General features: G+C 51.1%; 14 protein-coding genes and 1 pseudogene. 8 read left to right on the forward strand and 7 right to left on the reverse strand.

The annotated features are described in order from the left end of the window. Window positions 1-62 precede the first annotated feature (62 nt). The 4 genes from mnmE (at window position 63) to J5067_RS18155 (ending at window position 3,674) form a co-directional block, all read left to right on the forward strand. Entirely contained in the window at window positions 63-1,427 is a 1,365-nt protein-coding gene (gene mnmE / locus J5067_RS18140) for a tRNA uridine-5-carboxymethylaminomethyl(34) synthesis GTPase MnmE (RefSeq protein WP_264651699.1), read from the forward strand. Window positions 1,428-1,718: 291 nt separating this feature from the next. Continuing rightward, window positions 1,719-1,970 (forward strand): helix-turn-helix domain-containing protein, encoded by a 252-nt coding sequence (locus J5067_RS18145; protein WP_264651700.1) that lies wholly within the window; start codon window positions 1,719-1,721, stop codon window positions 1,968-1,970. A 3-nt stretch (window positions 1,971-1,973) separates the two neighbouring features. Continuing rightward, complete coding sequence (locus J5067_RS18150) at window positions 1,974-3,284, forward strand: type II toxin-antitoxin system HipA family toxin (protein ID WP_264651701.1); 1,311 nt, start codon at window positions 1,974-1,976, stop codon at window positions 3,282-3,284. Window positions 3,285-3,383: 99 nt separating this feature from the next. Next, window positions 3,384-3,674 (forward strand): putative quinol monooxygenase, encoded by a 291-nt coding sequence (locus tag J5067_RS18155; protein ID WP_264645262.1) that lies wholly within the window; start codon window positions 3,384-3,386, stop codon window positions 3,672-3,674. Window positions 3,675-3,789: 115 nt separating this feature from the next. Here the strand turns inward: J5067_RS18155 and J5067_RS23245 are convergent. Further along, window positions 3,790-3,891 (reverse strand): annotated as a pseudogene (locus tag J5067_RS23245) (hypothetical protein); the annotation flags it as partial. A gap of 73 nt (window positions 3,892-3,964) precedes the next feature. Next, on the reverse strand, window positions 3,965-4,699 hold the full coding sequence (locus tag J5067_RS18160) for a hypothetical protein (RefSeq protein ID WP_264651702.1): 735 nt from the start codon (window positions 4,697-4,699) through the stop codon (window positions 3,965-3,967). A gap of 224 nt (window positions 4,700-4,923) precedes the next feature. On the opposite strand from J5067_RS18160, the gene ddlA reads away from it, so the two are divergent. After that, window positions 4,924-6,021 carry a D-alanine--D-alanine ligase gene (gene ddlA, locus J5067_RS18165; protein ID WP_264651703.1) on the forward strand — a complete coding sequence of 366 codons (1,098 nt, stop codon included), beginning with the start codon at window positions 4,924-4,926 and terminating at the stop codon, window positions 6,019-6,021. A gap of 115 nt (window positions 6,022-6,136) precedes the next feature. Here the strand turns inward: ddlA and J5067_RS18170 are convergent, their stop codons facing one another. The 4 genes from J5067_RS18170 to J5067_RS18185 form a co-directional block, all read right to left on the reverse strand. Then, window positions 6,137-6,859 carry a hypothetical protein gene (locus tag J5067_RS18170; RefSeq protein WP_264651704.1) on the reverse strand — a complete coding sequence of 241 codons (723 nt, stop codon included), beginning with the start codon at window positions 6,857-6,859 and terminating at the stop codon, window positions 6,137-6,139. Between the two features lie 191 nt (window positions 6,860-7,050). Beyond that, window positions 7,051-7,707, reverse strand: coding sequence for a DUF799 domain-containing protein (locus J5067_RS18175; protein ID WP_264651705.1), 657 nt, complete (start codon window positions 7,705-7,707; stop codon window positions 7,051-7,053). Beyond that, complete coding sequence (locus tag J5067_RS18180) at window positions 7,704-8,063, reverse strand: DUF4810 domain-containing protein (protein WP_264651706.1); 360 nt, start codon at window positions 8,061-8,063, stop codon at window positions 7,704-7,706. Before J5067_RS18180 ends, J5067_RS18175 begins: the two co-directional genes overlap by 4 nt. A gap of 20 nt (window positions 8,064-8,083) precedes the next feature. Next, complete coding sequence (locus J5067_RS18185; RefSeq protein WP_264645268.1) at window positions 8,084-8,755, reverse strand: CsgG/HfaB family protein; 672 nt, start codon at window positions 8,753-8,755, stop codon at window positions 8,084-8,086. Between the two features lie 643 nt (window positions 8,756-9,398). On the opposite strand from J5067_RS18185, the gene aegA reads away from it, so the two are divergent. The 3 genes from aegA to J5067_RS18200 all read left to right on the forward strand — a co-directional run bounded on the left by aegA (window position 9,399) and on the right by J5067_RS18200 (window position 12,825). Next, a complete protein-coding gene (aegA, locus tag J5067_RS18190) occupies window positions 9,399-11,429 on the forward strand; it encodes a formate-dependent uric acid utilization protein AegA (protein ID WP_264651707.1) in 2,031 nt (676 codons plus the stop codon). Continuing rightward, window positions 11,426-11,941 (forward strand): 4Fe-4S binding protein, encoded by a 516-nt coding sequence (locus J5067_RS18195; RefSeq protein WP_264651708.1) that lies wholly within the window; start codon window positions 11,426-11,428, stop codon window positions 11,939-11,941. The genes aegA and J5067_RS18195 overlap by 4 nt, the downstream gene beginning before the upstream one ends. Before the next feature lie 155 nt (window positions 11,942-12,096). Further along, the gene (locus J5067_RS18200) at window positions 12,097-12,825 is read left to right on the forward strand and encodes a 4'-phosphopantetheinyl transferase superfamily protein (protein WP_264645271.1); all 729 of its coding nucleotides are present in this window, start codon (window positions 12,097-12,099) and stop codon (window positions 12,823-12,825) included. A gap of 52 nt (window positions 12,826-12,877) precedes the next feature. On the opposite strand, the gene J5067_RS18205 is transcribed toward J5067_RS18200, so the two are convergent. Further along, window positions 12,878-14,215 carry an NCS2 family permease gene (locus J5067_RS18205; protein WP_264645272.1) on the reverse strand — a complete coding sequence of 446 codons (1,338 nt, stop codon included), beginning with the start codon at window positions 14,213-14,215 and terminating at the stop codon, window positions 12,878-12,880. Window positions 14,216-14,468 lie beyond the last annotated feature (253 nt).

Here is a 14,468-nt window from a genome sequence, read left to right on the forward strand (position 1 = left end):
TGAGAATAAGGCGGCTATGGGCCGCCTTATTTTTTTTGTTTAATCGCCACAGAGAAACCATCATGAGCCATACCGATACCATCGTAGCCCAAGCCACGCCCCCCGGACGCGGCGGCGTAGGTATTTTGCGCGTGTCCGGCCAGCAGGCGGCCGACGTGGCGCGTGCCGTGCTGGGTAAATTACCCAAACCGCGCCATGCGGATTACCTGCCGTTTCGCGATGCCGACGGCAGCGCGCTGGATCAGGGTATAGCCATCTGGTTTCCTGGCCCCAACTCCTTTACCGGTGAGGACGTGCTGGAACTGCAAGGGCACGGCGGCCCGGTTATTCTTGATTTACTGATGCAGCGCATTCTGGCACTGCCCAGCCTGCGTATTGCGCGCCCCGGCGAGTTCTCCGAACGCGCGTTTCTCAATGACAAGCTCGATCTGGCGCAGGCCGAAGCTATCGCTGACCTGATCGATGCCAGCTCCGAGCAAGCAGCGCGCTCTGCGCTGAACTCCTTACAGGGCGCCTTCTCGACCCGCATTCACCGTCTGGTGGAAGCGCTGATTCATCTGCGCATCTATGTCGAGGCTGCCATTGATTTTCCTGATGAGGAGATCGATTTCCTCTCTGACGGCAAGATTGAGGCAGAACTCAACGGCGTGATGGCCGATCTGGCCGATGTTCAGGCCGAAGCGCATCAGGGCAGCCTGCTGCGTGAAGGTATGAAGGTAGTGATTGCTGGACGCCCGAATGCGGGCAAGTCCAGCCTGCTTAACGCACTGGCTGGACGCGAGGCGGCGATCGTAACCGCTATTGCGGGCACCACGCGCGACGTACTGCGCGAGCATATCCATATCGACGGCATGCCGCTGCATATCATCGACACCGCCGGACTGCGCGATGCCAGCGACGAAGTGGAACGTATCGGCATTGAGCGCGCCTGGCAAGAGATTGAGCAGGCCGATCGCGTGCTGTTTATGGTTGATAGCACCACCACCGATGCCACATCGCCTGCCGAGATTTGGCCGGAGTTTATGGCGCGCCTGCCTGCCACACTGCCGATTACCGTGGTGCGCAATAAAGCCGACATTACCGGCGAGCCACAAGGCATTGAAGAGATAAACACTTACTCGCTGATTCGCCTGTCCGCTAAAACCGGTGATGGCATCGATATCCTGCGTAATCATCTAAAACAGAGCATGGGCTTTACCAGCAACACCGAAGGGGGCTTCCTGGCACGCCGCCGCCACCTGCAAGCACTGGAAACCGCCGCACAGCATCTGGAACAAGGCAAAGAACAGTTAGTGAGCGCTTACGCAGGCGAACTGCTGGCAGAAGAGCTACGACTGGCACAGCAGGCGCTGAATGAGATTACCGGGGAATTTACTTCCGATGATTTGTTGGGACGGATTTTCTCGAGTTTTTGTATTGGGAAGTGATGTAAAAAACCTCGGGTGCCTTCATCGTGGTATCTAAGGCCATTTTGACCAATCCAAGCCCCTGTTCGGGGGAATACTGCTTACGGGAACATCGTTCTTTAGTGCTCACAGATCTGTCCACTTGCGAAAAGAAGTGGCACCGCCCTCATGGGATATATACGGTTTAACCTTTACAGGGGTTATATTGATAATATCCCCTACAGGGGTTATATTTATTTTAACCCCTATAGAGGTTATATGGGTCTTACCCTCTATAGGGGTTAATACTGTGCGCTTGCTAAAGGAAAAAGTATGAGAGTGACATCTCCGTCGGCGTTAGCAAATGTGGTCCGTGACCAACGCAAAAGCCATAAGAAGACTCAGCGAGAAACCGGCGATAGGGTCGGAATAAAGCAAACAACCGTATCTGATTTCGAGAACAAACCGGAATCCACCAAACTTGATACGTTGTTTAAGATCCTCGCTGCGCTGGATCTGGAACTCCATGTCGTAAAAAGAGATGCTATTTTGAACGAGGGAAAGAGTCAGAAAAGGGAGTGGTGAGGAATGAGAACACAAACGCTGACGGTTGCAATGAACGGTGATGTCGTTGGTACGTTGTTCCGGGATGGCAGCGGAGCGATGTCATTTCAGTATCTACCGGAGTGGCTTGCCGAAGATGATGCACGGCCCATATCACTGTCACTCCCATTGAGAAGTGACAGACTCCGGGGACCTGAGGTGTTTAATTTCTTTCACAACCTTTTGCCGGATTCAGAAGCAATTATCGCCAGAATGCAGGCCAGATTTCAGGTAGAAACAGCTCATCCCTTTGATTTACTGGCAAGCGTAGGGCGTGACTGTGTTGGAGCTATTCAGCTTTACCCACCTGCCAGCCAGATACCTCCCGTGACTGAAATAATTGCAACGCCTTTGGATGAAGGGCAAATAGAGGCACTGTTGGAAGGCTATCAGATGGCCCCCTTGGGGATGGTTGATGATGTCGACTTCCGTATCTCCTTGGCTGGAGCACAAGAAAAGACTGCATTGCTTTGGCATCAAGGACTGTGGCAACGACCACAGGGTAGTACACCAACAAGCCACATCTTCAAACTCCCCATCGGCAGGATAGTGCAGAACAACATCGATCTGAGTGAGAGCTGCGAAAATGAGTGGTTGTGCCTGCGTATCGCAAACGCGTTTGGGTTTAAGACCCCCGCAGCAGAACTTGCCGTCTTCGGTCAAAAGAAAGTGCTCATCGTTGAACGTTTTGACCGGCGGTGGGCGAGTAACGGCGGCTGGTTGATGCGGCTGCCTCAGGAGGATTTCTGTCAAGCTCTTGGTATTCCACCTGCATTGAAATATGAATCAGATGGCGGTCCCGGTATTGCTGATGCAATGAGATTACTGTTGGGCTCACGTTTGGCAACCCATGACCGAGAGATGTTCTTCAAGTCGCAAATCCTGTTCTGGATGTTGGCAGCAATAGACGGCCACGGCAAGAATTTCAGCCTCTTTATCGAGGCCGGCTCATCCTATCGAATGACCCCATTTTACGATGTGATGTCGGCTTACCCACTCTTTGAGCGTGGCAGCATCCAAGAAAAGAAAGCGAAGATGGCGATGGCATTGCAAGGAAAGAATCGTCAGTATCATTTCGCGATGATTCAGCCCCGCCATTTCATCAGTACCGCAGGGCATGTCGGGTTCTCTAAGGAAGTTGCCGCCAATCTGATGCAGGATATGGCGAATCAGGCAGGGGATGTTATCGCCCAGGTGTCAGCACAGTTGCCACCCGATTTTCCTGAGCATATCAGTTCCGCCATTTTCAGCGGACTCGCTCGTAAGGCTGATAAGATCCGAAGAATGGAATCATGATTTTGCTCCATGACCATGAAAAAAACTCATAACAAATTTTTTTATAATGATTTTAAGTGTAGACAAGTAAAGCCACCCGACAAAAACCGAGGACCCAACATGCTAAAAGTGATTGCCGAAGATTTTATCAAGCCAGAGGCGATTGAAACCGTACTCCCGCTGTATCGAGAGTTGGTTGAGGCCACCAAGAAAGAGCCGCTGTGCATTGCCTACGATCTGTATGTCGACGAGAAAGACGTCGGGCACTTCATCTTCATCGAAGAGTGGCCAGACCATGCGGCGCTGGATGAACATTGCGCCAGCGAACACTTCAAACGTCTGGTGCCAATGATCGATCAGCACAAACGAAAGGATGCGACCTATATATTGATGGGCGCTTTTGATGAATAATAATTTTAACCAATAGCAATCAAGAATGATCGTTAGGCCAGAGTCAACAAGACCTTTATCGGTGCAAAAACAAGGTCAAACGCGACACTGGCATCACAGACAAGGGTGTTCCAGCCTACTGCGATATACCCTCCTCCCCCGAAAGAATAATCTCCACCTGACTCTCCTTAAGCCGCACTTTCAACGCCGCAGGCGGCATTTCATCAGTAAACAGCGCGGCGGGTAAGGCGAGATATCATCGGCAGTGGGGTTGTACCAACGCACTCAACACCCCACTGCCGGTGAATATATCATGCCATGCAATCTCTGCTCTCAAGATATTTGAGTGATATTTGCAAGGTGATCAATCGGTAATTGATCCTTCCGATTCTATCATCATCACCTTTGAGTTGAGCTTCCATCTCCTTTACAAAGGCGTTGGTGATATCCAGATCGAAGAGACCATGCTCAAGCAAGGTGAGTTTAATGTCTGGATTTTTCTCTAAAAAAAAGCAGCTATAATCCATGACTTCATCACCACCGTAGTCATCTTTTATCTTGGTATCCGGGAATTGTCTGGCAAACTCAACCTCATTATCGGAGGCGTATTTTTTAACGATAGGGCTGTAGTTTTCGATCAAAGGCAATTGATTAAACGAAAGCTCAGACAGTGAATCCCAATTATTGGGTGTATCGAAACTGTAAATATCGACTTTATCGATTGAAAAAGTGTATCTCATCCCCAGCATTCCCAACGGTTGTACATTTATTTTAAACAGGTTTTTATATGCCGGTAAGGCCAACGCTTTGAGTTTCTCGAAATTATAAAAACGATAATAGACTGCACCACCGAGCTTGGCGGCGGGATACTCATTAATGTTTTCATAAAGAGAGTCAATAACGTCCTTTTTTGGCGATATTCTGAATAGATCGAGAAATCGTTGCCATAAATTCAACGCCGTTGCTTTTTTTTTATCGTCATACTGTACTAAATTCGTCATATTGCAATGGTGTAATTTCCTTCCCCCTGCAAGTTCTATTTCCATCTTGCGATTCCTCCCTCTGTGTTTATTAATGACATCGCCTAGCGTAGGCCACGTATTCGAAACAACAGCACAATGCCGTTTCAACCCGTCATACACGCATCATTCCCTGAGCGGGGATTTTTTTTACCCGTAATACCGTGAAGCGCTTGATCGCAGAGGCACTTGATTATCTAATCAATACCCTAAGCGCTACGGGGTTGGCACTACAACACAGGAATCAACGCATGAAAAAGCTACGCGTGGGCATCATTTTTGGCGGTAAATCCGCTGAGCACGAGGTCTCGTTACAATCGGCCAAGAATATTATTGATGCCATTGATAAAGCCAAGTTTGATGTGACACTGCTTGGTATCGACAAGCAGGGGGCGTGGCATATCAACGATGCGTCTAACTACCTGCTGAATGCCGAGAACCCCGCTCTGATCGCGTTGAACCGCTCCAACAAAAGCGTAGCGCTGATCCCCGGCCAAACACAGCAGCAAGTGATCGAAAGCCAGAGTGCCCACGCCCTTACCCAGTTGGATGTTATTTTTCCTATCGTGCACGGCACGCTGGGGGAAGACGGTTCACTGCAAGGCTTGCTGAGAATGGCCAATATTCCGTTTGTTGGCAGCAGCGTACTGGGCTCCGCGGTCAGCATGGATAAAGACGTCACCAAACGTCTACTGCGTGATGCAGGCTTGCTGGTAGCACCGTTTGTTACCCTGAATCGCGCCAATCGCCAACATCACAGCTTCACCAGCGTCAGTCGCGCGCTCGGGCTACCACTGTTTATCAAGCCAGCCAATCAGGGCTCGTCTGTCGGCGTGAGCAAAGTTCGTAACGAAGCAGAATTTCAGCAGGCCGTGGAGCTGGCTTTCCAGTTCGATCACAAGGTGCTAGTGGAAGCGGCAATTGTTGGCAGAGAAATTGAGTGTGCGGTGCTGGGTAACGATCACCCGAAGGCCAGCGTCTGTGGCGAAATTGTGCTGAGCGACGAGTTTTACTCTTACGATACCAAATACATCAACGAACAAGGTGCGCTGGTGCGAGCGCCTGCGGATCTTACGCCTGACATTAACGAAAAAATCCAACATATTGCCTTGCAAGCTTTCCAGGCGCTGGAATGTCAGGGCATGGCGCGTGTCGATGTTTTCCTCACGCCGGACGATGACGTGATTATCAATGAAGTGAATACGCTGCCCGGCTTCACCAACATCAGCATGTATCCAAAACTGTGGCAGGCCAGCGGCCTAAGCTATACCGACCTCATTACGGCATTAATCGAGTTAGCGTTAGAGCGACAGGAAAGCGATCGCGCGCTGGCAAGTTCTGTTCGATAATTCAACACGGCGATTCGTGTTATCGTCAGGCTGTGAAGGTATTTCATTCACAGCCTGGTTGCAGTGTGATGCTATTTTCCTCAGCATCGGGAAAAGGGCATTGTGCATGCCTCGGTTACATCGCATCTCCATCCAAATGATATTCCGTTCTCAATGATCCAGCGATGGTTGTAAGGGCATATCCCCGTCGATTATCTTCAACAGGAATCGTTTTATCCATATCATAGTTAATTTCATCCATGACATAGATATTGATAATGCCTCGTTCTAACAGCGTTTTTTTCACTTCACTGTGGTTATTCAAAAAAAAGCAACTGTAATCCATTAACTCGTCAGAGCCGTAATTATCAGCAATTTTAGTCTGTTTATATTCATCTAAAAATCTGCTTTTATTTTCTTTAACATAATCATAGACAATTTTTTCATAATTATCGATCAAAGGCTGTGAATTATGCTCCAGCCTATAAAGCGCATCCCAACTCTTAACCGACACAGTGGCTATTTCCACATTATCGATTAAAAATATATATTTATTCTCATCGCCATTGATTTCAGCAACACGCGTGGTAAACAAATGTCTGTCATCAGGATCCGCCATATGCCTTAACTGTTCAAAATGATAAAACGCATTTTTCCCGCTATTATCATGATTGCGGCCATCACCATGAATAAGATTATAAAAGGTATTAACAACATCGCTTTTTTTGCACTTTCTGAACAAATCACAAAATTTGTCCCACACGTTTAAATGGGTCGCTTTATCCTTTTCATTATGCTTGATTAAATTAGCATAATTTTTAGTACTTAATCGTTGTTCGCCCAGCAGATTAACAGCCATTTCACACCTTTAAATAAGATTCTGAAGTTTTTTCTATTTTGTGTTTTTTTATCGAAAAAACTACTAACAATCGGCTTTATGTGAAAGGGGATATTTTGATAACGAATGGATAAGTAAAGTGGAGCGCAACCTGCTGCGCTCCACTTTTCGTGATAATGTCTTCAGGCATTATCAATCGTACGGAATATCACTTACAGGCCATCTTTGCCGTATTGCAACGAACGCGGGCCATACAGCACACCGCGCGGCGTACCCGCAGAGAGCAGGCGCACGCTGGTGATACCGGCAATGTCATGCCCTTTGTCAGACACCGTACTGGCAATCTGTTCTATTGCCGCCTGCACTAAGGCGCCAAGGATGCCATTAGAGTTGGACTGCTGCTCGCTGCTGGACGCCGTGGCAACACCGTTCCAAATCTGTTTGCCGGTTTTCAAATCCACCAGCTTGGCTTCCGCCGTGACACGCGTTTCGCTGCTGAGCACCATGTACTTGGAGCCGTAATCTTTGACATCCAAATAGAGCGCAGCATCAGCCCCGAAAATCTGGCGCAGCTTATCGATGCTCAGCGCGTGAATATCCTGCGCCGTGGTCATGCCGTTTTGCTTGAAGGTTTCATCCACTACCGCTACCGGCAACACATAATATCCTGCTTCCGCCAACGGGTAGGTCACCTGCGTCAACATGCTGGGACCCGCTTTGATATCCGGGGAATGGTTGAGCGGTGGCAGTACCAGAATGGATTTCGGCCGACTTTGCTTAAACGCGGTGTAATCATACGGTGTCGGCTTGGCACAGCCGGTCAGGACCAAAGCGCATGCCAGCCCGAGAAATCCCAACAAACGGTTCATTTGGCCGCTCCTTTATTTTTGCTCAACAGAAAATCCATGTACGGCGCAGACTCTGGAAATTGCGCTTTTTCCGTTTCAAACTGTTGACGGGCTTCCGTGCCCCGCCCGGTATTGGCGTAGAGTAAGCCAAGCTGAGCGTGTAAGCCGGGCGGAACCGGTTTATTTTTCGCTTTGGCTTTTTCAAGCGCCAGATTCAGCGCGGTGATCTGTTCTTCAGAGCTGGTTTTATCCTGTTGATAATATTGATACAGCGTCGGTTGATAATTATCCCAGCTATAAATCGTTTTGGGTTCTGTGGCACAACCTGCCAGTACCGCTGCCGCCAGCAGCAGTACGACTTTTTTTCCATAAGACATACGTAGCAATCCCTATGCTGTTAGTTGCTCGGGCGCCATGCGCCGCTCTCAATACCGGATACCAGGTTGTTCACCGCTTCACGAATAGCAAGATCTAACACTTTGCCATTCAGGGTGGAGTCGTAGCTTGCCGTGCCGCCAAAGCCGATAATTTCACGGTTAGAGAGCGTGTATTCACCCGCGCCTTGTACCGAGTAAACCACTTCCGACGTTTGCACATTAACCACGTTCAACGTGGTTTTGGCGTAGGCAACCTGCGTTTTTCCGCGACCGAGAATGCCCCACAGTTGGTGATCGCCCACTTCCTTGCGCCCGAATTCGGTTACATCACCCGTGATGACATAGCTCGCGCCTTTGAGTTTTTGTTGCTGGCCTTTGATACCCGCTTCTGCCTTGATCTCTTCCATGTTGGTACGATCCAACACATTGAAGCGACCGGTCTGCTGAAGGTGGCTCACCAGAATGGTTTTTGATTGATTTCCCAGACGGTCAACGCCATCAGAGAAAATGCCGTTCATGTAGTTCGAGCGGTTTTCAAATTTTCCGACAGATATCGGACTACGAACGCCCTGATATGCCGTTTGGTAGGAGGTAACTTTAGGGGTCTCAACGCTGCGTGAAGACTCTGTTGCACATCCACTTAATAATGCCGCGGATACCAATAGAGAACCCAGAATGATTTTTTTGTTCATAGACCAATCCCTTATCAATATTCTTTTGTGATCTTTACCGACTATTTCCGTGGGAATTACATAAATCACGAGTAAATTCATTATGTTAAATGTAATTAATTCGCCCTATTACAATATGATGAATGTAAAGACCTGTCACTAGCTGTTTTTCTTAATTTTAATAACAAAAAACGCCAAAACCACAACAACACCAAGGTTATCGTTTATAATTCCGTCATTTACTGGCACATTATGCTGAAAAATCGATGTTGCTCTACGTAAAACACAGCAACGTAACTCACTGAGACAACACAGTATTTTGTTTTTATTCCCTACAACGCTTCTCCCTCATTAACCCTCTATTTACATGTCCTACATCAAGATTACAGACAGAGGGAGCCAGTAGGATGAAAGACAGTAAATGGGGGGAAGTTGTATTTTTTCTTGTGTTTTCTCCTGCAAGTACGAGACCCGTGCCAACCCCTTCCAAACCGCTTTCTGGGTGACCAGACAAAAAATCGAACGTTAACAATCAGAGAGTAACGCCTCGCCGATGATCTTTCCTCATCCGGCGCGGGAAATGTACGCGGCAAACAGGCTGCGGGACGTTTGTCGTCACCACTCTGGGTTCTTTTTTATCGGCTAGATGTGTCAGGGAGAGGTTATGAATCGCTTTGTTATTGCTAACGCTCAAGATTGCATGGGCTGTAAAGCCTGTGAAATCGCCTGTGTCATTTCACACAACGACAACCAGTATCCTGCAAGTGCGGACGCGTTTTTACCCCGCATCAAGGCCTTCAACACGCCGGAGCTGCGCTCTGCGGTAACCTGCCGCCACTGTGAAGATGCCCCCTGTGCCAGCGTATGCCCTACGCAGGCGCTGGTGCGCAAAGACAACAGCATCCAACTGTTAAAAGATAAATGCATCGGTTGTAAAACCTGTGTGCTTGCCTGCCCGTTTGGCGCGATGTCGATGGTTGCAGAACCCACCAGCCCGGCCTCGCTCGCGCATAAATGCGACCTGTGTATCGGCCGCCCAGAAGGTCAGGCGTGCGTGGCGGCCTGCCCGACGCAAGCGCTCACGCTGGTGAGCGAACAGACGCTGGAGGCGAAGCGAAAAGCCAAGCAACAGGCGATGGCGCAGCGTTCTGCCACCACCTGGCAGCGCACCACGCCGATCATGTCGACCAAAAGCGTCAATCCACTCAAACAGCGCCAAAACTGGCCGCGCGTAGAGGCGAAGAAAAAGCCCATTGAGCTGCGCAAAACCACGTTTGACGAAATTTATCACGGTTTCTCCGCCGAGCAGACGCAAGATCAGGCGAGCCGCTGCCTCTCCTGCGGCAATCATTCCATTTGTGAATGGACCTGCCCACTGCACAACAGCATTCCGCACTGGATCAGCCTGGCGAAGCAGGGCCGCATTCTGGAAGCGGTAGAGCTTTCACACCAAACCAGCAGCCTGCCGGAGATCTGCGGTCGCGTATGCCCGCAGGATCGCTTGTGCGAAGGTGCCTGTACGCTGGGTAAAGAATTCGGCGCGGTTACCGTCGGCAATATCGAGCGTTACATCACGGACAGCGCCATGGCGATGGGATGGAAGCCGGACATGAGCGGCGTTACGCCGACCGGCAAGCGCGCAGCGATCATCGGTGCCGGGCCCGCCGGTTTAGCCTGTGCGGACGTGCTGGCACGCAATGGCGTTGAGGTTACCGTGTTCGATCGCCATCCAGAGATTGGCGGCCTGCTCACCTTTGGTATTCCTCCCTTCAAGTTGGACAAAAAAGTGCTGACCCATCGCCGCCACCTGTTTAGCGAAATGGGCATTCACTTCCAACTCAATACCGAAGTCGGGAAAGATATCGCGCTGTCGCACATCATGGAGGAATACGAAACCCTGTTCCTCGGCGTCGGCACCTACCGTTCGATGAAAGCGGGCCTGGAAAATGAAGATGCGCCCGGCGTTTACGATGCCCTGCCGTTCCTGATTGCCAACACTAAACGGGTTATGGGTCTGCCCGATCTGGAAGAAGAACCCTATATTTCGATGGAAGGAAAGCGCGTGGTGGTGCTCGGCGGGGGGGACACGGCCATGGACTGCCTGCGAACCTCACTGCGTCAGGGCGCGGCATCCGTAACGTGCGCCTATCGCCGCGATGAATCCAACATGCCGGGCTCGAAAAAAGAGGTGAAGAACTCACGCGAAGAGGGCGCGGAATTTATGTTTAACGTTCAGCCGCAAAAGATTTGTCTGGATGAGCAAGGCAACGTCTGCGGCATCAGCTTGGTCAGAACGGAGATGGGCGAGGCCGATGCCAGCGGCCGCCGTCGGCCCCGCGTGATCCCCGGTTCCGAATTTGTCCAACCCGCCGAGGCCGTCATCACGGCGTTTGGCTTCCAGCCGCACAGCATGCCGTGGCTCGAAGAGGCCAAGGTGAGGCTGGATGATTGGGGTCACATCAACGCGCCGGCGCGCGGCAATGGCCGACGTCCGTGCCAGACCAACCATCCACGCATTTTTGCCGGTGGCGATGCCGTACGCGGCGCGGATTTAGTGGTCACCGCAATTGCCGATGGGCGCAAAGCCGCCATCAGCATGCTCGACCAGATGGGGTTACAAAGCACCATCGCTTCCTTACCGGCGGTCTCGCTGGCTTCTCAGTTCAACTCGTCGCGCGAGGAAACGCTTCAATGAACGCTTTTGTGATTGCCGATGCCAGTAAATGTATTGGCTGCCGCACCTGTGAAATCGCCTGTGCCGTCGCCCATGCGGGCGGCGCCGATGCCACCATCGACAAAGCGCGTTTCTTCCCGCGCCTGAAGGTGATCAAAGGCGCACAGGTGAGCGTGCCGGTATTGTGCCGCCAGTGCGAAAACGCCCCCTGTGCCAGCGTGTGCCCTCATGATGCGCTGGTGCGCCACCACGACAGCATTCAGGTCATTCAATCCCGTTGCATTGGCTGTAAAAGTTGCGTTATTGCTTGTCCTTTTGGCGCGATTGACGTGGTGCTGACCTCACAAGGCGCGGCGGCAAAAAGCGAGGTGCACAAGTGCGATCTCTGCGTCGATGTTGCCGCTTCCCCCTCGTGCGTGCGGGTGTGTCCGACATCCGCACTGACCCTGGTGAACAACAGTGAGCTGCAACAGCGGAGTTTCAAAAAGCAGCAACAGGCGGCGCGTGATAACGCGGATATTCGCCTGTTGTAAGACAGAAACGATGATACCGTTGAGGGTCAATAGCCCAAACTTATGGGTATTTTTACTTTTGTTCATATAATAGTCTGTTAATATGCATATAATTTGTATTTTATCGGGGTGAATCGGAGAACATTCATCCCTTGGTGACTATCACGGAGTGAAGCATGACCTGCCATTTTGTCAGGTGGACCGGCACGGAGGCATTACCCGATCTACAACGCTTGCCCGATGCACTGATCGCCGCGGCGCAGGAGCTCCCTGCCAGGCGGCGCGAACGTTACTTAAAAAGTCGAGCACTGCTGGCCGAGATGATGTTCTATTTTTTCGGCTACCCGGTATTACCCGCAATAACGCTTTCGCCTGATGAGCGTCCTCATTTTATCGATCCCCATCTTCCCGATTTCAGTGTGGCCTATGCGGGCAATACGCTGGCGATATTGCTGAGCGAAGAGGGGAAAGTGGGGATTGATATCGAGATTGTTCATTTGCGCCCCGCCCATGTCACGTCGATCCCTACGCAGACGCCAGCAGAAACCGCCTGGATCAATGCCCAAAGCGATCCGCTAGAAGCCGCCACGCAGCTCTGCACTCTTCGACAAGCCATCACCAAGTTATCGGATCCTGAGTTCAGCCATGGCGATAACCTGCGGCTGCACCCCGCCTCCGGTCGATTACGCTCAACCTACTTCCCCTCACTGGAAGCCATCAGTGATATCGATGGCTATCTGGCTTGGGCCTGCGCGCGAATTCCGACCATAAACCATTTAATGACCTGGCGTTATCAGGGTAACGGCGTGATGGATAAAACCGGTGAGATAATCCAGCAGCAACGGCAATCGCGCAGTTACATCAAGCTTATCAGCCACGTTGCAGAGAAGGTCCCTTCGGTTTGACATAAAAAAAGCCCCGCTAGCGGGGCTTTTTTTTTACTGACGGCGCGGGTGATTAATGCGCGTCGATAAAGATAAACTTCAGCAGGAACAGCGCCGCAACCACCACCACACAAGGGCTGATTTCACGCCAGCGCCCGGTTGCCGCCTTCATCACCACATAGGAGATAAAGCCCAGGGCAATCCCTTCGGTGATGGAGAAGCTGAACGGCATCATCACCGCAGTAATGAACGCAGGCACCGCTTCGGTAAGATCGTCCCATTTCACGCGTGCCAGGCTCGAGGTCATCAATACCCCAACATAAATCAGCGCACCTGCCGCCGCATAAGCGGGCACCATGCTGGCCAACGGTGAGAGGAAAATCACCAGCAGGAACAGAATACCGACCACAACCGCAGTCAGTCCGGTGCGCCCGCCAACCGAGACACCGGAAGAGCTTTCGATATACGCGGTGACGGAGGAGGTGCCAATCAACGAACCGGCCACCGAGCTGATGCTATCAACGTAAAGCGCCTGCTTCATCCGTGGGAATTTACCGCGCGCGTCGACTAACCCGGCTTTATCCGTCACACCAATCAGGGTGCCGGAGGAATCGAACAGGTTTACCAGCATAAAGGAGAAGATCACGCCGGAAAGCGCCAAATTCAGTGACCCCGACAGATCCACCTGACCGACAACGGACGTGACGCTCGGCGGCATGGAAAACACGCCGGAAAATTTCACGTCACCCAGCAACAGGCCAATGACCGTGGTCACCACGATAGAAATCAGCACAGCGGCGTGAATGTTACGTGAGGCCAGCACCGCAATGATAAAGAACCCCAGCGCGCCCAGCAGAACGCTGTGAGACGTCAGGTTGCCGATGGTCACCAGCGTTTCCGGGTTGGCAACAATGATGCCGGCGTTTTTCAGGCCCATCATACCGATAAACAAACCGATACCGCTGGCAATACCTAAACGCAAACTGATCGGGATGTTAGCAATCATCCAGTAGCGAATCTGGAAAATGGTCAGTATCAGAAAGCCGACCGCGCCCCAGAAGATGGCGCCCATCGCGATCTGCCAGGAAATCCCCATAGCACCGACGACGACGAACGCGAAAAAGGCATTCAGCCCCATGGCGGGCGCCAATGCAACCGGCAGGTTAGCCACCAGCCCCATCAAAATACTGCCAAACGCAGCAATCAGACAGGTGGTCACAAACACCGCTTGGGTATCCATGCCCGCAACACCCAGAATCTGCGGGTTTACGAAAACGATGTATACCATGGTAAGAAAGGTCGTGAACCCAGCAATCGTTTCCGTACGCGCCGTAGTGCCATGTTGGCGCAGTTTGAATACGCGCTCCAATAAGCCTTGCTCTCCCGCAAGCTCAGGTTGTGATGTTTTCATTATCAACGTTCCAGATAAGGAATTATGGTCGGTGGGTATCCTATAACAAAATGTGCAGAGATTAACGCCGTTAGCCGGTTTTTTTTCTCGCTATAAGCAAACGTTATCGCGACCGATCCTCGCCACGGTATCGGGTCCTCTTTTTTCCGCAAATACGCGAGAAAAACAGCGAACCAGCCATAACGATCCGCCTTCAGAACAAAAAATGAATACCAAGTGAAAAACAGGGTTTTATCGTGTTTATGCCCGGTAA

It is taken from the genome of Candidatus Symbiopectobacterium sp. NZEC151 (genome assembly GCF_025962655.1).
Lineage (GTDB): Bacteria > Pseudomonadota > Gammaproteobacteria > Enterobacterales > Enterobacteriaceae > Symbiopectobacterium.

What these genes read in the sequence shown, in the direction of transcription:
- mnmE (WP_264651699.1), top strand. Translation starts at nt 63, where the DNA reads ATGAGCCATACCGATACCATCGTAGCCCAAGCCACGCCCCCCGGACGC.
- J5067_RS18145 (WP_264651700.1), top strand. Translation starts at nt 1,719, where the DNA reads ATGAGAGTGACATCTCCGTCGGCGTTAGCAAATGTGGTCCGTGACCAA.
- J5067_RS18150 (WP_264651701.1), top strand. Translation starts at nt 1,974, where the DNA reads ATGAGAACACAAACGCTGACGGTTGCAATGAACGGTGATGTCGTTGGT.
- J5067_RS18155 (WP_264645262.1), top strand. Translation starts at nt 3,384, where the DNA reads ATGCTAAAAGTGATTGCCGAAGATTTTATCAAGCCAGAGGCGATTGAA.
- J5067_RS18160 (WP_264651702.1), bottom strand. Translation starts at nt 4,699, where the DNA reads ATGGAAATAGAACTTGCAGGGGGAAGGAAATTACACCATTGCAATATG.
- ddlA (WP_264651703.1), top strand. Translation starts at nt 4,924, where the DNA reads ATGAAAAAGCTACGCGTGGGCATCATTTTTGGCGGTAAATCCGCTGAG.
- J5067_RS18170 (WP_264651704.1), bottom strand. Translation starts at nt 6,859, where the DNA reads ATGGCTGTTAATCTGCTGGGCGAACAACGATTAAGTACTAAAAATTAT.
- J5067_RS18175 (WP_264651705.1), bottom strand. Translation starts at nt 7,707, where the DNA reads ATGAACCGTTTGTTGGGATTTCTCGGGCTGGCATGCGCTTTGGTCCTG.
- J5067_RS18180 (WP_264651706.1), bottom strand. Translation starts at nt 8,063, where the DNA reads ATGTCTTATGGAAAAAAAGTCGTACTGCTGCTGGCGGCAGCGGTACTG.
- J5067_RS18185 (WP_264645268.1), bottom strand. Translation starts at nt 8,755, where the DNA reads ATGAACAAAAAAATCATTCTGGGTTCTCTATTGGTATCCGCGGCATTA.
- aegA (WP_264651707.1), top strand. Translation starts at nt 9,399, where the DNA reads ATGAATCGCTTTGTTATTGCTAACGCTCAAGATTGCATGGGCTGTAAA.
- J5067_RS18195 (WP_264651708.1), top strand. Translation starts at nt 11,426, where the DNA reads ATGAACGCTTTTGTGATTGCCGATGCCAGTAAATGTATTGGCTGCCGC.
- J5067_RS18200 (WP_264645271.1), top strand. Translation starts at nt 12,097, where the DNA reads ATGACCTGCCATTTTGTCAGGTGGACCGGCACGGAGGCATTACCCGAT.
- J5067_RS18205 (WP_264645272.1), bottom strand. Translation starts at nt 14,215, where the DNA reads ATGAAAACATCACAACCTGAGCTTGCGGGAGAGCAAGGCTTATTGGAG.